Source organism: Micromonospora rifamycinica, assembly GCF_900090265.1.
Lineage (GTDB): Bacteria > Actinomycetota > Actinomycetes > Mycobacteriales > Micromonosporaceae > Micromonospora > Micromonospora rifamycinica.
Window position 1 is genome coordinate 394,849 of sequence record NZ_LT607752.1, and the last position, 20,366, is coordinate 415,214.

Annotated in this window: 23 protein-coding genes; 7 read left to right on the forward strand and 16 right to left on the reverse strand. The window is 71.4% G+C overall.

The window, feature by feature from the left end; all coding sequences use genetic code 11:
• Positions 1 to 2: 2 nt before the first annotated feature.
• The 3 genes from GA0070623_RS01590 (at position 3) to mshC (ending at position 2,696) form a co-directional block, all read left to right on the forward strand.
• The gene (locus GA0070623_RS01590; protein WP_067305510.1) at positions 3 to 578 is read left to right on the forward strand and encodes a DUF3090 domain-containing protein; all 576 of its coding nucleotides are present in this window, start codon (positions 3 to 5) and stop codon (positions 576 to 578) included.
• The gene (locus tag GA0070623_RS01595; protein ID WP_067305513.1) at positions 575 to 1,390 is read left to right on the forward strand and encodes an SCO1664 family protein; all 816 of its coding nucleotides are present in this window, start codon (positions 575 to 577) and stop codon (positions 1,388 to 1,390) included. Before GA0070623_RS01590 ends, GA0070623_RS01595 begins: the two co-directional genes overlap by 4 nt.
• A 67-nt stretch (positions 1,391 to 1,457) precedes the next feature.
• Positions 1,458 to 2,696 carry a cysteine--1-D-myo-inosityl 2-amino-2-deoxy-alpha-D-glucopyranoside ligase gene (gene mshC / locus GA0070623_RS01600; protein ID WP_067305516.1) on the forward strand — a complete coding sequence of 413 codons (1,239 nt, stop codon included), beginning with the start codon at positions 1,458 to 1,460 and terminating at the stop codon, positions 2,694 to 2,696.
• A gap of 105 nt (positions 2,697 to 2,801) precedes the next feature.
• Here mshC and GA0070623_RS01605 read toward each other — a convergent pair whose 3' ends face one another.
• Positions 2,802 to 3,248: an Lrp/AsnC family transcriptional regulator gene (locus GA0070623_RS01605; protein WP_067305519.1), complete on the reverse strand. Its 447-nt coding sequence runs from the start codon at positions 3,246 to 3,248 to the stop codon at positions 2,802 to 2,804.
• Positions 3,249 to 3,316: 68 nt separating this feature from the next.
• On the opposite strand from GA0070623_RS01605, the gene GA0070623_RS01610 reads away from it, so the two are divergent.
• Positions 3,317 to 4,087: a LysE family transporter gene (locus tag GA0070623_RS01610; protein ID WP_067305522.1), complete on the forward strand. Its 771-nt coding sequence runs from the start codon at positions 3,317 to 3,319 to the stop codon at positions 4,085 to 4,087.
• Between the two features lie 59 nt (positions 4,088 to 4,146).
• On the opposite strand, the gene GA0070623_RS01615 is transcribed toward GA0070623_RS01610, so the two are convergent.
• Together GA0070623_RS01615 and GA0070623_RS01620 are read right to left on the reverse strand one after the other, a co-directional pair.
• Positions 4,147 to 4,938 (reverse strand): GntR family transcriptional regulator, encoded by a 792-nt coding sequence (locus GA0070623_RS01615; RefSeq protein WP_067305524.1) that lies wholly within the window; start codon positions 4,936 to 4,938, stop codon positions 4,147 to 4,149.
• A gap of 119 nt (positions 4,939 to 5,057) precedes the next feature.
• Positions 5,058 to 5,927 (reverse strand): PAC2 family protein, encoded by an 870-nt coding sequence (locus GA0070623_RS01620; RefSeq protein ID WP_067305527.1) that lies wholly within the window; start codon positions 5,925 to 5,927, stop codon positions 5,058 to 5,060.
• 316 nt (positions 5,928 to 6,243) lie between these two features.
• On the opposite strand from GA0070623_RS01620, the gene metH reads away from it, so the two are divergent.
• Entirely contained in the window at positions 6,244 to 9,702 is a 3,459-nt protein-coding gene (gene metH / locus GA0070623_RS01630) for a methionine synthase (protein ID WP_407937984.1), read from the forward strand.
• Positions 9,703 to 9,748: 46 nt separating this feature from the next.
• Here metH and GA0070623_RS01635 read toward each other — a convergent pair whose 3' ends face one another.
• The 12 genes from GA0070623_RS01635 to GA0070623_RS01690 all read right to left on the reverse strand — a co-directional run bounded on the left by GA0070623_RS01635 (position 9,749) and on the right by GA0070623_RS01690 (position 17,818).
• The gene (locus GA0070623_RS01635) at positions 9,749 to 10,969 is read right to left on the reverse strand and encodes a tyrosine-type recombinase/integrase (protein WP_067305534.1); all 1,221 of its coding nucleotides are present in this window, start codon (positions 10,967 to 10,969) and stop codon (positions 9,749 to 9,751) included.
• Positions 10,970 to 10,984: 15 nt separating this feature from the next.
• Positions 10,985 to 11,173: a helix-turn-helix domain-containing protein gene (locus tag GA0070623_RS01640; protein WP_067305537.1), complete on the reverse strand. Its 189-nt coding sequence runs from the start codon at positions 11,171 to 11,173 to the stop codon at positions 10,985 to 10,987.
• A 24-nt stretch (positions 11,174 to 11,197) separates the two neighbouring features.
• The gene (locus GA0070623_RS01645) at positions 11,198 to 12,988 is read right to left on the reverse strand and encodes a replication initiator (RefSeq protein WP_067305540.1); all 1,791 of its coding nucleotides are present in this window, start codon (positions 12,986 to 12,988) and stop codon (positions 11,198 to 11,200) included.
• Positions 12,988 to 13,254: a hypothetical protein gene (locus tag GA0070623_RS01650; RefSeq protein WP_067305543.1), complete on the reverse strand. Its 267-nt coding sequence runs from the start codon at positions 13,252 to 13,254 to the stop codon at positions 12,988 to 12,990. The genes GA0070623_RS01645 and GA0070623_RS01650 overlap by 1 nt, the downstream gene beginning before the upstream one ends.
• A complete protein-coding gene (locus GA0070623_RS01655) occupies positions 13,251 to 14,006 on the reverse strand; it encodes a hypothetical protein (RefSeq protein ID WP_067305546.1) in 756 nt (251 codons plus the stop codon). The genes GA0070623_RS01650 and GA0070623_RS01655 overlap by 4 nt, the downstream gene beginning before the upstream one ends.
• Positions 14,006 to 14,350: an RRQRL motif-containing zinc-binding protein gene (locus GA0070623_RS01660; RefSeq protein ID WP_067305549.1), complete on the reverse strand. Its 345-nt coding sequence runs from the start codon at positions 14,348 to 14,350 to the stop codon at positions 14,006 to 14,008. Before GA0070623_RS01660 ends, GA0070623_RS01655 begins: the two co-directional genes overlap by 1 nt.
• Entirely contained in the window at positions 14,347 to 14,646 is a 300-nt protein-coding gene (locus GA0070623_RS01665) for a hypothetical protein (protein ID WP_067305552.1), read from the reverse strand. The genes GA0070623_RS01660 and GA0070623_RS01665 overlap by 4 nt, the downstream gene beginning before the upstream one ends.
• Positions 14,643 to 15,083: a DUF6197 family protein gene (locus GA0070623_RS01670; protein ID WP_067305594.1), complete on the reverse strand. Its 441-nt coding sequence runs from the start codon at positions 15,081 to 15,083 to the stop codon at positions 14,643 to 14,645. Before GA0070623_RS01670 ends, GA0070623_RS01665 begins: the two co-directional genes overlap by 4 nt.
• An 86-nt stretch (positions 15,084 to 15,169) precedes the next feature.
• A complete protein-coding gene (locus GA0070623_RS01675) occupies positions 15,170 to 15,379 on the reverse strand; it encodes a hypothetical protein (RefSeq protein WP_067305555.1) in 210 nt (69 codons plus the stop codon).
• The gene (locus tag GA0070623_RS01680; RefSeq protein ID WP_067305557.1) at positions 15,376 to 16,242 is read right to left on the reverse strand and encodes an FtsK/SpoIIIE domain-containing protein; all 867 of its coding nucleotides are present in this window, start codon (positions 16,240 to 16,242) and stop codon (positions 15,376 to 15,378) included. The genes GA0070623_RS01675 and GA0070623_RS01680 overlap by 4 nt, the downstream gene beginning before the upstream one ends.
• 89 nt (positions 16,243 to 16,331) lie before the next feature.
• Entirely contained in the window at positions 16,332 to 17,261 is a 930-nt protein-coding gene (locus GA0070623_RS01685) for a hypothetical protein (RefSeq protein WP_067305560.1), read from the reverse strand.
• Between the two features lie 236 nt (positions 17,262 to 17,497).
• Positions 17,498 to 17,818 carry a hypothetical protein gene (locus tag GA0070623_RS01690; RefSeq protein WP_067305563.1) on the reverse strand — a complete coding sequence of 107 codons (321 nt, stop codon included), beginning with the start codon at positions 17,816 to 17,818 and terminating at the stop codon, positions 17,498 to 17,500.
• Between the two features lie 179 nt (positions 17,819 to 17,997).
• On the opposite strand from GA0070623_RS01690, the gene GA0070623_RS01695 reads away from it, so the two are divergent.
• Complete coding sequence (locus GA0070623_RS01695; protein ID WP_067305566.1) at positions 17,998 to 18,756, forward strand: XRE family transcriptional regulator; 759 nt, start codon at positions 17,998 to 18,000, stop codon at positions 18,754 to 18,756.
• Between the two features lie 4 nt (positions 18,757 to 18,760).
• Positions 18,761 to 19,231: an NUDIX hydrolase gene (locus tag GA0070623_RS01700; RefSeq protein WP_067305568.1), complete on the forward strand. Its 471-nt coding sequence runs from the start codon at positions 18,761 to 18,763 to the stop codon at positions 19,229 to 19,231.
• Here GA0070623_RS01700 and GA0070623_RS01705 read toward each other — a convergent pair.
• Positions 19,219 to 19,785 (reverse strand): HD domain-containing protein, encoded by a 567-nt coding sequence (locus GA0070623_RS01705; RefSeq protein WP_067305571.1) that lies wholly within the window; start codon positions 19,783 to 19,785, stop codon positions 19,219 to 19,221. The genes GA0070623_RS01700 and GA0070623_RS01705 overlap by 13 nt on opposite strands.
• Positions 19,786 to 20,366 lie beyond the last annotated feature (581 nt).

The window sequence follows — 20,366 nt, forward strand, 5'->3', positions numbered from 1 at the left end:
GTATGACCCACCAGGTGCACGCGTTCGAGCCGCCGGAGCGGTTCGTCGCCGGGACGGTCGGGGCGCCCGGGGAGCGCACGTTCTTCCTCCAGGCCCGCGGCGGTGGCCGGCTGGTCAGCGTCGCGCTGGAGAAGGTCCAGGTGTCCCTGCTCGCCGAGAAGCTGGAGGAGCTGCTCTCCGAGGCGCAGCGCCGGTTCGGTGTCGAGCTGCCGGAGGCACCGGCCGCCGTCGGCGACAACGACCCGCTGGACAGCCCGGTCGACGAGGAGTTCCGGGTCGGCACCCTCGGGCTGGCGTTCGACGTGGACTCGGCCACCGTGGTGATCGAGGCGATCGCCGCCGGTGAGGCGGAGGCCGAGGTCGAGCTGGGCGACGACGACATCGACGAGGACGACGACGAGGAGCCCGACGAGGACCTCGACCGGCTGCGGGTGCGGTTGACGCCCGAGGCGACCCGCGAGTTCATCGAGCGGGCCCGCCGGGTGGTCAACGCCGGCCGTCCGCCCTGCCCGCTCTGCGGCCAGCCGCTCGACCCGGCCGGTCACCTCTGCCCCCGGCACAACGGCTACCACCGGTGACCTCGTCGGAGGTGCAGCGCGAGGACGCCAGCGCCGCGCTCCGGCTGCTCTGCGACGGTGAACTGGAGCTGGAGGGTCGCCTGGTCGACGCCTCCAACACCACCCTGCGGGCGACCCTGACCCTGGACGACCGGACGGCCCGCTGCGTCTACAAGCCGGTGCGCGGTGAGCGTCCGCTCTGGGACTTCCCCGACGGCACCCTCGCCGGCCGGGAGGTCTCCGCATACCTGGTCTCCCGGGCCACCGGCTGGGACCTGGTCCCGCCGACGGTGCTACGGGACGGGCCGCTCGGCCCGGGGTCGTGTCAGCTCTGGATCGACGAGCCCGACGACGCCGAGCCGCTGGTCGGGTTCGTGCCGGCCGAGGCGGTGCCGCCGCGCTGGTTCCCGGTGGCCGCGGCCCGGGACGAGGACGGCTCGGCGTACGCCCTGGCGCACGCGGACGATCCCCGGCTGGCCCGGTTGGCGTTGCTGGACGCGGTGCTCAACAACGCCGACCGCAAGGGCGGTCACGTGCTGGTCGGCGCGGACGACCGGATCTACGGGGTGGATCACGGGGTCTGCTTCCACGTGGAGGAGAAGCTCCGCACCGTGCTGTGGGGCTGGGCCGGCCGGCAGCTCCCACCGGACGCGGTGCAGGTGCTCGACACCCTCGCCGGCCAGCTCGCCGGGGAGTTGGGCGAGGAGCTGGCCGCGCACCTGACCCTCGGCGAGATCGCCGAGGTGGGCGCCCGGGTGCGGCGGCTGCGGGACACCGGCCGCTACCCGCTGCCGCCGCAGGAGTGGCCGGCGATGCCCTGGCCGCCCATCTGAGTCGTTGTCGCGTTGATCACCCGAGCGGTTCCTCCGGGTGGCCGGAGCGCTCGTTAGGCTGACGGTCATGGACTCTTGGGTGGGACACGAGGTGCCACGGCTGCCGGGTGACGCCGGGCCACTGAGCTTGTACGACTCGGCCCGGCGCGGTGTCCACCCGAGTCGTCCCGCCGGCCCGGCGACCATGTACGTCTGCGGCATCACCCCGTACGACGCCACCCACCTGGGGCACGCCGCCACCATGATCACCTTTGACCTGGTGCAGCGGATGTGGCGCGACGCCGGATTGACCGTCCGGTACGTGCAGAACGTCACCGACATCGACGACCCGCTGCTGGAGCGGGCCGAGCGCGACGGCGAGGACTGGAAGGTCCTGGCGATGCGGGAGACGGCCCTGTTCCGCGAGGACATGGAGGCGCTGCGGATCATCCCGCCCGCGCACTACGTCGGCGCGGTGGAGTCGATCCCGGAGATCGCCGACCGGGTCCAGGAGCTCCTCAAGGACGGTGCCGCGTACCGGCTCGACGACGGCAGCGGCGACGTCTACTTCGACATCGCCGCCGCCCCGGAGTTCGGCTACGAGTCGAACCTGAGCCGGGAGCAGATGCTGGAGATCTTCCCGGAGCGCGGCGGCGACCCGGACCGGGCCGGCAAACGCGATCCGCTCGACCCGCTGCTGTGGCGCGGTGCCCGCGACGGCGAGCCGTCCTGGCCGGGCGGTGAGCTGGGCGCCGGCCGGCCGGGCTGGCACATCGAGTGCACGGTGATCGCGCTGAACCTGCTCGGCGACCGGCTCGACGTGCAGGGCGGCGGCAACGACCTGATCTTTCCGCACCACGAGTGTTCCGCCGCGCACGCCGAGCGGCTCACCGGCGAGGCGCCCTTCGCCGACCACTACGTGCACGCCGGCATGATCGGCCTGGACGGCGAGAAGATGTCCAAGTCCAAGGGCAACCTGGTCTTCGTCTCCCGGCTGCGCGCCGACCGGGTCGACCCGATGGCCGTCCGGCTCGGTCTGGTCTCCGGCCACTACCGGGACGACCGGGCCTGGACCGACGAGGTGCTCGACGCCGCGCACCGGCGGCTGGACCGCTGGCGGCGGGCCGCCGCCGCGCCGTCCGGGCCGTCCGGCGCGGCCTTCCTGGCCGGGGTACGCGAGCGCCTCGGTGACGATCTGGACACCCCGGGCGCCCTGGCGCTGGCCGACAGGTGGGCGGCGGCGACCCTCGCCGGCACCGGCGGCGACCCGGGAGCCCCCGCGCTCTTCGCCGTCACCCTCGACGCCCTGCTCGGCATCCGCCTCTGACGGTGAGGATGTAGGGGCGGATCACCCGGCTGGTCCGGCCCGGCCGCACGGGGGAGCGGATCACCCGGCTCTGGTCCGGCCCGGCCGCTGACGGTGGGGGCGCGCTCACCGGCCGCCGCGTCGTGACGTCGGCTGGCGCAGCGCGACCCGGGTCTGGGTCTGCACCACGCCGCAGCTCTTCTTGAGCCGACGCAGCAGCGAGTCCAGGGCCGCGGTGTCGCGCAGCCGGGCCCGCAGCAGGTAGTCGTAGGGGCCGGTCATGTGCACCGCGTCGATGACCTGCGGGATCGGGGCGATGGCGGCGACGAACGTCTCGTAGTCGGTGTCGGCGTCGAGGAGCACGTCGACGAACACCTCCAGGCCACCGTGGGGTTCCGGTGCGTCGTGGCCGGTGACGACGGTGTAGCCGAGGATGACGCCGTCGTCCTCCAACCGGCGGACCCGGGCGGCGGTGGCGTTGGTGCCGAGGCCGATCCGTCGGCCGATCTCGCTGAACGAGCACCGCGCATTGTCCTGCAGGATGCCGAGAATCTGCTCGTCCAGCGCGTCCACACCGGGAATCGTACGGTGCCGCCGGATAATTGTCGGCGGCTCGCCCGCGTTTCGCCCAGACTCGGGGGATGGTTGATGACGTCGTGGTGCTCGCGGTCGCCGGCTTCGCCGCCGGGCTGGGGGTGGCGATGCCGCTCGGGGCGATCGGGGTGCTGGTCGTTCGGGAGGGGATGCTGCGCGGCCACCGCGGCGGGTTGGCCGCCGCTTCCGGCGTGGCCACCGTCGACACCCTGTACTGCCTCGGCGCGCTGCTGACCGGGGCCGCGATCGCGCCGGTGATCGCCTCGTGGGGGGACACCCCCCGCTACCTGTCCGGGGTGGTGGTCATCGCGCTGGGCTGCCACCAGCTGATCGCGCTGCGCCGCGCGCCGGCCGGCGCGCGGCCCGCCCCGGTCGGCCCCGTCACCGCCGGTCCTCCGGCCGCCACCGTCCCCGGGGCCGGTCCGGCCGCCGTAGACCTGGCCAGGGCCGGTGCCGCCGGCGGTCCGGTGCCGGTGGGGGTGGGTCCTGCGGGTCCGGCCGGTGCCGGCGTGGCGACCGGACACCGGTCGGTCTACGCCCGGTTCGTGCTCCTGACCGCGATCAACCCGTTGACCCTGCTGTACTTCTTCGCGCTGGCCGGGATGGTGACCGCCGCGACGGGCACCTGGATCGGACCCGCCGTGTTCGTCGCCGCCGCCGGTCTGGCCTCGCTGCTGTGGCAGACCGTGCTCGCGATGATCGGCGCGGCCCTGGGCGCCACGGTCCCGCCCCGGGTGGGCGAGGCGCTCGGGGTGGTGGCCTCACTGGTCGTCGTCGCGCTCGGGGTGGCCGTGCTGGTGGCCACCGCGCGCACCTGAGGCGTTCCCGGGGCGGCCCGCCCACTGTCGCCCGCCGGTGTGCGGTGGTGGTATCCCGGTCAGCCGAGGACCAGCCCGGGGTCCGGATCCGGGTCCTGCGCCGGGGCGGGTACCTGGTACTCCTCGGTCAGCGTGGTCATCGGGCCGGGCCAGGTGGCCTGGGCGACCTCGATCGGTCTGCGGTGGGTGTCGTAGGCGACGTGCAGCAGGTGCAGCACCGGGGTGTCCGGGCGGATCTGGAGGGTCTCGGCCTCCTCCCGGCTGGGCTGGCGGGCGCTGATGGTGTCGGCGGCGGTGGCGTACCGGCGTCCGGTCGCCTCCTCGGCCTCCTGGTAGAGCGGCCGACCGAACGCCTCGGCCCGCTCCAGTGAGGTGCCGGCGGTGTCCTTCGGCAGGAACCAGGAGGCGCCCACCTCCACCGGGGAGTCGTCGGTGCGGACCAGGTGCCGGCGGCAGAGCAGCTCGGTGCCGTCGGCGACGCCGAACGCGTCGGCCACCTCGGGCGGGGCGGGTGCCCGGCCGACCGAGACGAGCTGCTGGCGGTACCGGGCGGCGAGGTCGGCGTGGTAGCCCCGGAAGCCACCGTAACGGCCCCGGGAGAGCCGGTTGAGTCGCCGCCGGGTGCCCCGGACGTACGTACCGGAGCCGGGTTTGGTGATCAGGATGCCCTCGACCCGCAACTGGTCGACGGCGCGCTGCACGGTCTGCTTGGCGACCCCGAACATCTCGGCGATGGCCGGGATGGACGGCAGTCGCTCGCCCGGCCCCCAGTCACCCCGGCGCACCTGGGCCTTGAGCTGCGCGGCGATCTGCCGGTGCGGGAACTCGGCGGCTCCCGGGTTGATCTGCACGCCCGCCTCCTCATGACAGCTAGGTTCCTAGGATGCCCTAGCGGGAGTGACGGCGCCACCCCGGACACGCGACCGCCCCGGTCGGCTGACCGACCGGGGCGGACCGACGGTAGGCGTTGTTACCAGGAACCGGCGGTGGGGCCGGCGGAACCGCCCCGACGACGCAGGTACTTCTCGAACTCCTGGGCGATCTCGTCGCCGGTCAGCGGGGTGATGCCCGCGTCACCCACCCGCTCCTCCAGCTCGCGGACGTACTCGCCCAACTCGGCGTCCTGCTCGGCGGCGCTGCGGACCCGCTGCTCCCACTCGGCGGCCTCCTCGGCCAGGTCGGCCATCGGCACCGGCAGGTCGAGCACGTCCTCCACCCGGTGCAGCAGGGCGAGGGTGGCCTTCGGGCAGGGCGGGTTGTTGGCGTAGTGCGGCACGTGCACCCAGAACGAGACCGCGTCGACCTCGGCCCGGGTGCAGGCGTCCTGGAGCACCCCGACGATACCGGTGGGCCCGTCGTAGCGGGTGGGGGTGAGCTGGTAGCGCTGGGCGGCCTGGGCGTCGGAGGCGCTGCCGCTGATCGGCAACGGCCGGGTGTACGGCACGTCGGCCAGCAACGCGCCGAGCAGCACCACCCGCTCCACCTCCAGGCTGTGGCAGATCTCCAGCACCTGCTGGCAGAAGGTGCGCCAGCGCATGCTCGGCTCGATGCCCCGGATCAGCACCACGTCGCGCTCGGTGCCCTCGGGGCTGGCCACCATGAACTTCGTGGTGGGCCACTCCACCCGGCGTGTCTCGCCGTCGGACATCGTGATGGTCGGGCGGCTGACCTGGAAGTCGTAGAACTCCTCCGGGTCGATCTCGGTGATCTCCCGGGCCTGCCAGACCTGTTCGAGGTGTTCCACGGCGGCGGTGGAGGCGTCCGCGGCGTCGTTCCAGCCCTCGAAGGCGGCGATCGCCACCGGGGACCGCAGCACCGGCAGCCCGTCGAACTCGGTCACGCCGTCACCTCGCCCCGCTCGTCGCCGACGGCGCCGGGGGTCGTCCCGGTCACCCGCCCGCCGTGCACGGTGGCGTCCCTGATGTCCTTCACGTCCGCCAGCCTACGTCCCGGTGCGGCGGGTGGCCCGTCGGCCGCGCCGGTCCGCCGACCCGCCGGGTCACCGAACCGGTACGAACCGGCCCGGTGAGCGGAGGGACACATAGTGGGACGGCGCCGGGGGTCAGCAATCGGCGGGACTCGCGCACTAACCTGAACCTGTGCGGACTTCGTTGCGGGATGTGCTGGCCGACCGGATTCTCATCGCCGACGGCGCGATGGGGACAATGCTCCAGGCTGCCGACCTGAGCCTCGACGACTTCGAAGGGCTGGAGGGCTGCAACGAGATCCTCAACGTGACCCGGCCCGACGTCGTCCGCGGGGTGCACGAGGCGTACCTGGCGGCCGGCGCGGACTGCGTCGAGACGAACACGTTCGGCGCCAACCTCGCCAACCTCGCCGAGTACGACATCCCGCAGCGCATCCGGGAGCTGTCCGAGGCCGGCGCGCGGATCGCCCGGGAGGCCGCCGACGCGTACGCGACCGCCGATCGGCCCCGCTTCGTGCTCGGCTCGATCGGCCCCGGCACCAAGCTGCCCACCCTGGGCCACGCCCCGTATGCGACGCTGCGGGACGCCTACCAGGAGAACGCCGCCGGGCTGATCGCCGGCGGGTCGGACGCGTTGATCATCGAAACCTGCCAGGACCTGCTCCAGGTCAAGGCGGCCGTGGTCGGGTCGAAGCGGGCGATGGCCGAGCTGGGGCAGCAGGTGCCGATCATCTGCCACGTGGCGGTGGAGACCACCGGCACCATGCTGGTGGGCAGCGAGATCGGCGCGGCGCTGGCGGCCATCGAGCCGCTGGGGGTGGACCTGATCGGGCTGAACTGCTCGACCGGCCCGGCCGAGATGGGCGAGCACCTGCGGTACCTCTCCCAGCACTCCCGGATCCCGCTGTCGGTGATGCCGAACGCCGGCCTGCCGGTGCTGACCGCCGACGGGGCGTACTTCCCGCTGAGCCCGGTGGAGCTGGCCGACGCCCTGGAGCGGTTCGTCGCCGACTACGGAGTGGGGCTGATCGGCGGCTGCTGCGGCACCACCCCGGAGCACATCCGGGCGCTGGCCGAGCGGTTGCACGGCGCGACCCCGGCGGCCCGGGAGCCCCGGCACGAGGCCGGTGTCTCGTCGATCTACCACCCGGTGCCGTTCGCCCAGGACGCCTCGGTGCTGATGGTGGGGGAGCGCACCAACGCCAACGGCTCCAAGGCGTTCCGTGAGTCGATGCTCGCCGCCGACTGGCAGGCGTGCGTGGAGGTGGCCCGCAGCCAGGCCCGCGACGGGTCGCACCTGCTCGACCTGTGCGTCGACTACGTCGGCCGGGACGGCACCCAGGACATGCGGGAGCTGGCCGGTCGGTTCGCCACCGCGTCCACCCTGCCGATCATGCTGGACTCCACCGAGCCGGCGGTGATCGAGGCCGGGTTGGAGATGCTCGGCGGGCGTTGCGTGGTCAACTCGGTCAACTTCGAGGACGGCGACGGCCCCGACTCCCGCTACGCCCGGGTGATGCCGGTGATCGCCGAGCACGGGGCGGCCGTGGTGGCGCTGCTCATCGACGAGGAGGGGCAGGCGCGTACCCGGGAGTGGAAGGTCCGGGTGGCGGCCCGGCTGATCGACGACCTGACCGGCCGCTGGGGGATGGACCGGTCGGACATCCTCATCGACGCGCTGACCTTCCCGATCGCCACCGGCCAGGAGGAGACCCGGCGCGACGGCATCGAGACGATCGAGGCGATCCGGGAGATCGCCGCCCGCTACCCGGGGGTCAACTTCACCCTGGGCATCTCGAACGTCTCCTTCGGGCTCAACCCGGCGGCCCGGCAGGTGCTCAACTCGGTGTTCCTGCACGAGTGCGTGCAGGCCGGGTTGACGTCGGCGATCGTGCACGCCAGCAAGATCCTGCCGATGTCGAAGATCCCCGAGGCGCAGCGCGAGGTCGCCCTCGACCTGATCTACGACCGGCGGCGTGAGGGCTACGACCCGGTGCAGCGGTTCATCGAGGCGTTCGAGGGTGTCGACGCCGCGTCGGCGCGGGCCACCCGGGCCGAGGAGTTGGCCGGGCTGCCGCTGGACGAGCGGCTCAAGCGGCGGATCATCGACGGCGAGCGCAACGGCCTGGAGGCCGACCTGGACGCCGCGATGGCGCAGGGCCGGTCCCCGCTGTCCATCATCAACGACATCCTGCTGGACGGGATGAAGGTCGTCGGCGAGCTGTTCGGCTCCGGGCAGATGCAGCTGCCGTTCGTGCTCCAGTCCGCCGAGGTGATGAAGACGGCGGTGGCCTACCTGGAGCCGCACATGGAGGCGGTCGAGGACGGCGGCAAGGGCCGGATCGTGCTGGCCACCGTACGTGGCGACGTGCACGACATCGGCAAGAACCTGGTCGACATCATCCTGTCCAACAACGGCTACGAGGTCGTCAACATCGGCATCAAGCAGCCGATCAACGCGATCCTCGACGCGGCCGAGGAGCACCGGGCCGACGCGATCGGGATGTCCGGGCTGCTGGTCAAAAGCACCGTGATCATGAAGGAGAACCTCGCCGAGATGGCGTCGCGCGGGGTGGCCGACCGGTGGCCGGTGCTGTTGGGCGGGGCGGCGCTGACCCGCGCGTACGTCGAGGACGACCTGCGGGCGATGTTCCCCGGCCAGGTGCACTACGCGCGGGACGCCTTCGAGGGGCTGGCCCTGATGGACCGGGTGATGACCGCCAAGCGCGGTGGCGCCCCGGTGATCGACCCGGAGCGGGAGGCGGCGCTGGCGGCCCGGCGGGCCCGCCGGGAGAAGCAGCGCACCCTGGTCACCGAGGTGCTGCCGGAGCTGCACGACGCCTCGGTCCGCTCGGACGTGGCGACCGACGTGGCGGTGCCCAGCCCGCCGTTCTTCGGCACCCGGGTGGTCAAGGGGGTGCCGTTGGCCGACTACGCGGCGCTGCTGGACGAGCGGGCCACCTTCCTCGGTCAGTGGGGGCTGCGCGGCACGCGGGGCGGCGACGGCCCGTCGTACGAGGAGCTGGTGGAGACCGAGGGTCGGCCCCGGCTGCGGTACTGGCTGGACCGGCTGATCGCCGACCAGGTGCTGGAGGCGGCCGTGGTGTACGGCTACTTCCCGGCCTACTCCGAGGGCAACGACCTGGTGGTGCTGGACGAGAACGGCAACACCGAGCGGGCCCGGTTCTCCTTCCCCCGGCAGCGGCAGGAGCGGCGACTGTGCCTGGCCGACTTCTTCCGTCCGAGGGGCGACCAGTTGGACGTGGTGGCGTTGCAGCTGGTCACCGTCGGGCAGCCGATCAGCGAGTACACCGCCAAGATGTTCGCCGCCAACGAGTACCGCGACTATCTGGAGGTGCACGGGCTGTCCGTGCAGCTCACCGAGGCGCTGGCCGAGTACTGGCACCGGCGGATCCGCTCCGAGCTGACCCTGCCCGATGGCGGCGCGGTCGCCACCGGCGACCCGTCCGACCTGGCCGGCCTGCTGCGCAACGACTACCGGGGCTGCCGGTACGCGTTCGGCTACCCGGCCTGCCCGGACCTGGAGGACCGGGCGAAGGTGGTGGACCTGCTCGGCGCGGAGCGGATCGGGGTGCAGCTCTCGGAGGAGTTCCAGTTGGTGCCGGAGCAGGCCACCGACGCGATCGTGGTGCATCACCCGGAGGCGAACTACTTCAACGCCAAGTGACGCCCTAACCCGCCCTGAGCTGCGCGAACACCGTTCCGGCACCCTGCTAGGCCGTCGCCAGGCCGTCGGGGGTCGTGGGGCCGTGCCCGAAGGCGGAGTCGATCGCCCGGCGGGTGCGGTCCTCGCTGGTCGGCAGGAGATGGGTGTAGACCCGCAGGGTGAAGCCGGGGTCGGCGTGGCCGAGGTACAGCGACAGCGCCTTGATGTTCTCGCCCGCGTCGAGCAGCACCGAGGCGTACGTGTGGCGTAGGACGTGCATGCCGTTCTGTCGGGTGTCCTCGACGCCGGCCGCCCGGATGGCCGGCTTCCACACATTGGCGTTGAACGACGGTCGGCTGATCGGGTCGCCGTTGGCGGTGCTGAGGTAGACCGTGACCGTCCGGGGTTCGCCGTCGGGGGTGCCCCATGGCAGGGTCACCGGTACGGGGGCGACCTGGTCGGCGTGCTCGCGTAGCCGTGCCGCGACCGCGTCGGGTAGCGGGACCTCCCGCAACTTGCCGCCCTTGGGTGGGGCGAAGACCAGGGTTCCCCGCACGATCTTGATCTGGCGGACGACGTGGAGCAGTCGCCGCGAGGTGTCGACGTCGTCCGGGCTGACGGCGAAGATCTCGCCCTGCCGGAGTCCGCAGCCGGCACCCAGGTCGACGGCGATCCGATAGCGTTCCCGCATCACGGCACGGAACGAGGCGAGGCGGTCCGTCGACCAGGGGAGGACCTTGGCCGGGACGTACCGGGGAGCCCGGACCGTCTTGAGTGCGCAGGGGTTGCTGATCACCTTCCGGTCGTCGACGGCCGCGTTGAGGATCATCGACACGTCGTTGAACAGGTTCCGCCGGTAGCTGGCCGCCATGCCCGAGTCCTGGAGCTGCTTGGCCCAGGCCCGGATCGTGTTCGGCTGGACGGCGGCGATGGGGCGGTCACCGAAGACCGGGTAGACGTGCAGGCGGAACTGTCGCTCCAACCGTTCCCGGGTCGACTCGTCGCAGGATGCGGCGCTCAGCCACTCGTCGGCGTACTTGCGGAACGTCACCCGACCGGCGTCCGGGTCCACGTAGGTGCCCTTGAGGATGTCGGCCTGGACCTGGGCGAGAAACGCCGAGGCGTCCCGCTTGCGCCTGTCCGGGAACGACTCCGAACGCTCCCGTCCGTCCGGGCCGATGTAGCGCACCCGGTAGCGCATCCCCTTGCCGTGGGTGGCCTTGGGCACCTGGACGTTGCGGTCGTCGACGACGACCGTCTTGTACCAGCGATCCTCGATGTGAGCCATGGTCGGTTCCTCCCCTCAAGCTGCGGTCTGCTGGACGAACCAGGCCCGGACGGCATCCGGGTCGTAGCGCAGATGACGGCCGACGCGGGCCGCAGGTGGCCCGGTGCGACGCTTGCGCCAGGTGTAGAGGGTCTGGACGGGAACGCCGAGGTACGCCGAGACGTCGTCGACGGTCCAGAGCTTGAGCGGTGACACGGGGGTCATGTCGTCTCCCAGCAGTCGGAGGGGTCAGGCAGCAGCCGGCGCGATGCCGGCCGGGGTGGTGCCGAGTTCGTGGGCGAGTTCTTCGCGGCCGGTGGCTTGTCGTTCCCGGGCCATGGCGGCGGCGGTGTTGGCGAGGAGGGCGTCACCGGTGGTGTGCCAGCCGACGCCGGCGAAGGTGAGGGTGCCGACGATCAGGGTGGTGTCGTCGTGCTCGTCGACGAGCTGGCCGCCGGCGACCGGGTGCCCGTGGTCCTGGTCCTCACGCTGCCGGTGGTGGCGGCGGGTGTCGCGCAGGAGTTGGAAGGTGACGGAGTACCGCCGGGCCTTGGTGAGGAAGTGGCCGCCGAAACCGAGCATGTGCGCCCAGCGACGCAGCCGGGCGTACGGGTTGGGGTTGGGCGGTCGCGTCGATTCGGTGTCAAGGCCGGCTTGACGGTGGGCGACGCAGACGGGGCAGGCGGCATACCGGGTGTGGGTGCCGCAGTCGGGGCACTCCCAGCGGTCGACGAAGCCGGGCCGGGGCCGGTGGTCGCGGGGCCGTTGCGAGAGGGGCACGGGGGTGCCGGTGGGTCGGCCGATGCGCCAGCAGGCGTCGATGAGGCGGGCAGTGTGGTCGCCGTCGGGGTCGGCGTGGTCGCCGATGGTGTCGGCGGTGAGCCTGACGGAGCGGTGTCCGGTTACCTCGGTGCTCTTGGTGGCGTACTTGGCAAGGTAGCCGGCGACCATGCTGTCGGTGACCTCGCCGTGGCCGGTCAGCGTGATGGGGCGGATGTCGAGCTGCTCGCCCCAGGCGATCGGCCAGCCGTCGGGCCGGTCGGGGTGGGTGGGGGTGGCGAACGCGACCTGCGCGGCGGCGTGGCGGAGCGCGTCGACGAGGTCGGCGGTGGTGAAGGCGGCCGGTGGTGGGACGACGGCGGTGGGGTCGTCGGGCTCGACGCCGTCGAGGCGGACGAGGGCGTGGAAGTGGACCGCGCCGCGTGCCTGGAACTCGGCGGCCTTGCCGTGGGACAGCCGGACGGGTGGGACGGTGCGGGTGGTGCCGGAGGCGGCGACGACCTGGACGCGGGGAATGCCGCGGTGGCGGGCGAGTTTGGCGAGGTGCCGTTCCGCGGCTTGCTTGGTGCGGTGCCACAGTTCGCCCGAGAAGAGGTTCCAGACGACCTGGTGGTCGTGGTCGTAGCAGTCCAGGCACAGCGGTTGACCGAGTGCGGCGTCCCCGGGTTCGTGCCTGGCCCAGCAGGCGGCGGGGCGACCGTGGGGGCAGCGGCCGGCGGTGGGGTCGGTGGCGCGGCGGGCGTGGCAGGGGTCGGGACGGCAGTCGCAGCGTTTGCGGTTCCGGCAGGTGTGTTTGCGGACCGCCCGGACGTGGACCGGTCCGAATGACGGGGCGGTGAAGGTGGGGAACACCGCCGGATGCTGGGTGACGGTGTCGGGTACGCCCTTGCCGCCGATGAGGCCGGCGCGCAGGAGTTGGTAGGCGTCGCGTTGGTAGGTGTGGGCGCAGGAGGGGCAGACGGTGGCGCGTCGGTTGCCGCAGGCGGTGTAGATGACCGCGTCGGGCATGGTGTCGGTGTGCCGCTGGTCGACGACCCGACCGGTGGTGGGGTCGACGGTGAGGAGGCTTCCGGCGAGGCGGATGGGGCGGGTGCAGCCGGCGGCGGCGCGGACGTGCTCGATCCACCCGAAGTAGTCGGGTCGGGTGGCGCGCTCGAAGGCAGAGCCGGCGGCGGTGTAGCCGTAGATGGGTGGGACGTCGGCGTTCGTGCCCACCCCCCGGGCCGAAGCGCGGGGGGTGAGGTCCAGCGTCGAGGCCATCAAGCCGCGTTCCCGTCGGGGGTGCGGGTGGTGATGGTGCGTTCGGTGACGATGACCCGGCAGGCGCCGCATTGGCGCTTGGCCGGTTCGTGCCGGTGGCAGGGGATGAGGGTGGTCTGTTCGCCGCAGCGGACGGTGACCGGTGCCCGGCAGGGGCCGCCGGGGATGACGTCGACGACGGTGCGCCGGATGTCGTACGGGTGCCCGTCGGGGTAGACGGGGCAGGTGTGGGTGACGTGTTCGATGTCGACGATGACGATGGTCATCGGGCACCACCGGTCAGGGTGGTGAGGAGTTGCCCGGCGACGGCCGGGGTGACGTCGAGCCGGTCGGCCAACTCGCCCGGGGTGATGGGTGCTCCGGTGTTCTGCTCGTGCTGGACGGCGGCGAAGCGGGCCATGGGCAGTAGGTGGGTAGGGACGTCGACCGGCTCCGGTGCCGGAGGGTTGACGGGTTGCGGCGCGGCAACCGTGACGGTGACGGGCTCCGGCGCGGTGGCCGGGAGGGGTTCCGGGTCGGTGGTGATGGCGGCCGGCGGTGCCGGTTCGGTGGTGACCTGCTCGGTCACCTGGACGTGGAGGGGTTCGGCCGGCTTGGCGACCGGCGGGGTGGGGTTGTCGCCCTTGACGGGGGCGAGGACGAGTTTCACCAGGGCCATGAACGCCAGGGCGGGTACGGCGGACAGGAGCCATCCGGACAGGCCGGGTTTGGCGACCGCGAGCTGTGCGGCGAGGGAGAGGCCGGCGGCGGCGATGAGCAGGAACAGCGGGTAGCCGATGGAAGCGCCGGCCCGGCGGCGTCGGCGGATGGTCAATAGGCAGGCGATGGGGACGAGTTCGGAGATGACGGCGTTGGCCCAACCGAACCATTGCCCGGTGCCGGTGGGGGAGTTGGCGAGGGTCCAGTCCTTGACGTGGGTGAACGAGGCCGCTCCGGCGAAGCCGGCGACGGCGATGAGGATGAGGACCAGGACGACACCCTCCACACGGGTGCCGGCAGTCGAGGTCTTCGCGGGCATCAGTGGCCTCCGTGGCAGTCGAGGCAGCAGCCGTAGCGGCGGGGGATGTAGTAGGGCTGCACCAGGCCGCAGACGGCACAGGTGCGGCGGGCGCGGAGCGCTTTGGTGATGGCTTCCCGCTGGGCGGGCGTGGCGGTCCGCTTCGGCTTGGCGAGGTCGAGGCGGTAGAGGTAGGCGACCCGCTTACCGCGACGCCAGAGGATCTGGCAGACGGGTTCCTGTCCGGCGGGCCGGAGACCGGCGGCGCGGAGTTGCCGCCGGGTGGCCAGGCCGTCGGGGGCCATCCGGTACGGATAGGTGGGCATGCCGTAGCGGCTGCCGGTCGGGTCGTAGAAGACGGTCATGAGCGGTCTGCCCAACGCTGCTGGGCGGCCTGACGGGAGATGCCGAGGCGGGAGCCGATCTCGGCCCAGGAGTAGCCGAAGGCCCGCAGGCCGACGACGGCCTCACCGATGGCCCGGTCGAGATCGGCGGACAGGGCGACGAGGTCGCGGAGTGCTTCGACGTCGCCGGTGGCGACGCGTCGGCCGTGGGCGCGGATGATGCGCCGGGTGAAGGCGGCGAACTGGTCGTTCTCGACGACCTCCCGCCGCTTCTGCCGCGGGACGGATGGCGTCAAGGACGCCTTGACGGTGCTCACCGGTTCTCACTCCCGGCGGTGTGGAGGCGGTCCCACTCCTCGGCGGCGGCCTTTAGGGCAGTGATGACCTGCTCGGCGGTGCGGGCCGGGTCGTCGTTCCAGGAGTAGGGGGAGGTGTGTTCGTCGAGGAGGTAGCCGTCCTCGTCGATGAAGAACATGGGCGCGCTGACGTCGAGGTGGTCGACGAACACGTCGAGAGCGGTGAGGTAGTCGGCGATAGTGTCGTCGTCGAGCTGGACGAAGCGCTCGACCGGGCGGCCGGCGCAGGCGATGCGGATGGCCCCGGCGGCGCAGGCCGGCGGGGTGGGGATGTCGGTGGTGGGGGCGTAGTAGGTGCCCTGGTGCCAGCCGTGCCGGCGCAGGTAGAGGGCAGCCATCCGGAGCAGGTCAGCAGTGGTGACCATTCCGGTGGTGGGCGGGTTCTGGGTAGCCTTCACGGCAGCCACGTCCTTTCAGAAGGGCTTGGTGGGAGGTCGGCGGAACTGGTCTGCTTTCCAGGGCTTGAGCCGGTTCCGTCGGCCGTTCAGCGGGTGCGCAGCCGCAGGTAGCGGCGGAATCGGGTGGGGTCGTCGGGCAGCGGCACGGGCGCGGAGGCGAAGGCGAGAATCCCGTTATCGGCGGCCAGCTTCAGGAGCGTGGCGAGTTCGGCGGGCGTGCCGACGACGAAGCGGTTGACGTATCGGGTGGTCGGTCGCGGGGTGCGACGTGCGTGGATGCGCTGGAGCAGGCTCATGCGGCGGTCTCCCAGTCGACTCGGGTTCCGGTGGGTGCGGATAAGCGGGTGGGGCGACGGGTCCAGGTGGCGTAGTCGGCGATGCCGGCGATCTGGGCGTCATCGAGGTAGGCCACCTTGATGCGGCGAGGGGTGCCGCCTTCGGCGATGAGGTAGGCCGCGCCCTGGTTGGTGGGGGCGATGTCGGTGGCGGTGTAGCCCTGCTCGGCCCAGCCGTGACCGAGGACGATGTTCGAGCTGTTGGGGGTGGTGCAGCGGAACGCGGCGCGGTAGCCGAACAGGTCCCGCAGGCTGGTGGGGATGATGTCGAACGACGGCCGCTGAGTTGCGGCGATGACGGGGATGCCGGCGGCACGTCCCCGGGCGACCAGGTCGCGGAGCAGGGCGACGAACTCTTCCTGCTCCTGCTTGCTGCCGATGGTGGCGGAGTAGAAGGCGATCTCGTCGACGAGGATGGTGATGACGGAGAGTCCGTCGAGGGCGGTGACCTTGCGACGTCCGTGGGCGCGTAGCCAGGCGTAGCGGTTGTTCATCACCGTTTGCAGGCGTCGCAGGACGTCGAGGGCGGCGGTGATGTCGGGGCCGATGAACGCGTCGGCGCAGTCCTCCCACTGCCCCAGTTCGACGAGCTTGCCGTCCAGCAGGACAAGGCGGGAGTCGACGGAGAGCGCGGCGTGAGCGGCGATGGTGTTGAGGAGGCCGGACTTGCCTCCGCCGGGTTCGCCGCCAGCGAGAAGGTTGCGGTAGGCCAGGGTGATGTAGACGTGCTGGCCGAACTCGTCGATGCCGATGAAGATCGGGTCGAACATCGACAGGCCAGGCCCCACCGGAATGCCGGCGGTCGGGGCGGATGCCGTAGCCATGGGTGCCCTCCTTGGGCGTTGGTGGGCGCGGGAAGCCACACGAAGGAGCCCGTAGGGCTCCCCGCGTCCGGGTTGGGTTGGGTGCGGGATCAGAGCCAGTCGGAGAGGTCGTCGGCGTCCGACGACGGCGCGGGGGCCGGCTTGCTGCCGTTGGCCGACGTGGCGGCCTGCTTCCTGGGCTGGGCGGGCAGGGTGATGGTGGGGGCCTGGACGTCGGGCAGGTCCAGGGCGGTGGGGATGACCGGCGTCGGCCGGTCGGTGGCCGGGGCGTCGGGGTCGATGACGTCGGCCAGGGGAGACGTGACGGTCGCGGTGAGCACCTCGCGGCGCTTGATGTCGAACCGCAGGTATGCGGCATTGCCGTCCGAGGCCCGTTCGACCAGGACAGATGATGCGTGGCAGGTCACCGCGATCTTGTCGAGGCGGCCTTCCAGGTCCGCCAGGGACAGGCCGGGGCGCAGGTAGACCCAGACCCGTTCGCCGACCGGGGTCGGCGTGGCCCAGAGGATCAGCGGGAGGGAGCCCGACTGGTTGGCGATGATGAACTGCGCGAAGCACACCCGCAGCCGGTGGCGCACGATCAGGCACCACACCCAGGCGACGACCTGGCGGCGGAGGGCGGGAACAGCGGCCGGGACGCCGAGGACGACGGCGACGACGGCCAGGGTGACCGGGGTCGGAGTGTGGGTGGCGAGCTGCACCCAACCGGTGAGCAGCAGCACGGCCAGGACGATTTCGGGGGTCCACCACCACAGCCGCCGCAGTACCGGCCAGATGCGGACCAGGAGCCAGGCCAGCGCGCCACACGGGACGCTGACGGCCGCGCCGATGAACAGCGCGATGATCGGGTGTACGTAGGCAGCGGCCACCACGGCAGCGAGTACGCCGATGATGACCGCAGTGAGGATGAACGCCATGCGAGCGTTCCGGGCCGACGACCGGTGAACCTTGGCCTCGATGACCGTCACGGTTCCGGTTGACTTCCGCCCGAACGAGCGGCGAGGGCTAGACTTGGACATGACACGTCCTCCCAAGTACGAGTTGGGTCGGATGAGTTGGAGGGCACGGGGTCGGCAGATGTAGGAGTCGGACCGACCCCGCGCCACTCATGCGGGATGCCACCACCACAGGTGGTGACGGGCCGGGAATGTAGGAGTCGGAACCACTCCCGGACCTTGGATCTCAGATCAGCGGACCGTCAGGCCGCTTCGTGCGAAGACACCAGAGGCTCACACAGCACGGTGAGCGAAGAACCTCACTTGGCCGCCGATGCACCAGCCTTCGGCTTCAGCGAGATCGCACGGAACGCGACGCCGTTACGCCCGTTGGTCGCCCACGGAATAGCCTCCAACTGCTCGACAGCGACGAGCTGTCCCACCGTCACGCCCGGCTTCTCTCCCGCCGTGGTGATGGTGATGATCTCGCCACCGGTCTCGTCGAGCACGAAGACCTGGGTGGACCACATGAGCCGGCCGGTGTTCTTCTCCGACCGCTGGTTGCCGTTCTGGTCGTTCTTCGGCTCCGGGTCCTTCGTCACCTGAACCTGCTTGCTCTGGGTGTCCACGTACAGCTTCACAACAAACCTCCTGTGTCTCGGGCCAGGTAGTGAGCTTGTCCCCGGTGGACTTTCTGCTCTTGGCCTCTGCGGTAAAGACTCCCGGAAAGCGGGGGACAGCCCATCCGATGGACTGGACGACTATGGGACGTCTCGGCTACCTTGTAGTCGTCCTAAAGTCGTCCCTTGAGGAGTGTCCGATGCCGAACGACCGGCTACGCGATGCCATCCTGCGCAACGGCCTGACTCCCGTCGCCGTAGCCGAGAGGATCGGGGTCGACGCGAAGACCGTGGAACGCTGGATCACCCAGAATCGGACGCCGTATCCGCGTCATCGGCACGCCATCGCGGCGATGGTGCGCGAAGACGTCCCGTATCTCTGGCCGGAGGCAGTGACACCGGAACGGGCGTCGAAGATCGGGCAGAGCGAAATGGTCCAGCTCTACTCCCGGCGGTCCTCGGTGCCGAACGACCTGTGGCGTCGACTGATCGAACGGGCCGAGCAGCGCATCGACGTACTGGCCTACGCCGGCCTATTCCTCGTAGAACAGGACCCGATGCTTGTCGACGTCCTACGTCAAAAGGGCCTTGACGGTGTAACGGTGAACATCCTCCTCGGTGATCCGACCAGCGCCGCGATCGAGCGGAGGAGCGTCGAGGAGGGTGCGCCCGGCGTGATGGCCGCGAAGATCCGCCAGGTCCAGGGGTACTACAAACGGCTTGACGGTGCGCCGAAGGTGAACGTGCTCTACCACGACACGACTCTCTACAACTCGATCTACCGCTTCGACGACGAGATGTTGGTCAACATGCACGTTCTCGGTTTCCCGGCACCACACGCGCCCGTGATGCACCTGCGCAAGCTCAACGGCGGCGACCTGTTCCGCACCTACTCCGACAGCTTTGACCGAATCCTGTTGGCCTCGAAGCCCCGACCCGGCGACGAGGTGGCAGCCTAGAGGCATGGCGAGAACCGAGCACTACCACGACCCGAACGCGCCGAAGGCCAACAGCATCGTCGTCGCCGTCTCCGTCTTCGTCCGGGACGAGCAGGCCCGGGTGCTGCTCATCCGGCGCACCGACAACGGCCTATGGTCCCTGCCCGGCGGTGGCCAGGAGATCGGCGAATCGGTCGCCGAGACGGCAGTCCGGGAGACCCGCGAGGAGACCGGCATCAGTGTCGAGGTGACCGGCATGGTTGGCGTCTACTCCGACCCCGGCCATGTCATCGAGTACTCGGACGGCGAGGTCCGGCAGCAGTTCTCGCTCTGCTTCCGTGCCGTGCCGGTCAGCGGCACCCCGACCCCGAGCGACGAGTCACACGAAGTCCGGTGGGTTACCCGCGACGAGCTGGCCGCGCTCGACATTCATCCATCGACCCTGCTGCGCATCACCCACGGCTACGAGGAACGCCCCGAGCCCTACATCGGCTGACGGACAGCGCCGGCGAGCCGCTCCTGAGTCCGCCGCACAGCGGCAACCATCTCCGGTTCCGCCCGACCGATGAACCGGGTCACCAGGTGGTCTGGCCCATACCGTGACCGGATCTCCGCGAGCCGTTCCAACACCTCGAAGTCCTGGCCGTCCGGCCCGGTCGTCATGTCGGAGAAGCAGAGCCCATCGGTCACTGCGGTCTCCTCCCGAGGGAACTCGGCGGCCAGGACGTCACCGAGCCCACGTTCCTCTGCTTCCAGCCACGCGCAGGAGTGATGAGCTACCAGGGCGGCAATGCGCTCGTTGAACCGCTCACGCCGCAACCATCGGCCACCGTCGAGGGAGTGAAAGCCGGTGTCGACCAGGTCGGGGCTGTAGCCCACATCATGCAGCCACGCCGACGCTACGAGCACCGCGCGATCTTCGGCCGGGACCGCCGCGCTGATCCGGTCCGCCTTGGCGGCCACCGCCTGGACGTGCCTCCATCGACGAGGCAACGGCGTCTCCAACAGATGTCGCGCAACTTCCCGAGCGGTATCGACGAGGTCGGCCATCCAGCCAGGGTACGGAGCGACCCGGTCCCCGCACCATCCCGTGTCCAGTCACCGACTGGCCGGCTGCCGGCGATGTGGTTCATAGTTTCTGTACGTCTTCAAGGCGGCCCTTGACGGGCCGCACGCGCCGCCGCCAGGGCGCGCGCCCGTCGCTCCGCTGTCGCTCCGACTCCGGCCACGCAGCACGCCCGGCGGCTGGCGCGGAGGCGGGTAGCCCGGTGGGCCGCCGGATGACGACAGGCCGTTGCCGGTGGGGTGGCGGGGCCGGCAGCCGGCCGGGCCGCGCGGCCAGCAGTCCGCGCGGCGTAGGGGAGCGCACGCCAGGCCCGTCGGCGGTTGCCGGGTGGTGGGCGGGGTTGCGGTTACTGCGCCTCCGGCGGGGGCGCTCCGGCTCCAGGATGGCCGGGGGTCCGTCGGCGGCTTGCGGTCCGTGGGTGGTGGCGGTGGGGAGCCATCCCGCCCACCGTCGACCCGGGCGAGCCGAGCAGACCACCGCCCGACCCGCCAGCGTCCGTACGAGCCGTCAAGGCCGTCTTGACGTGGCGGGCCAGGCGGCGGCCCGCTCCCCAGCAGGGCGGGTC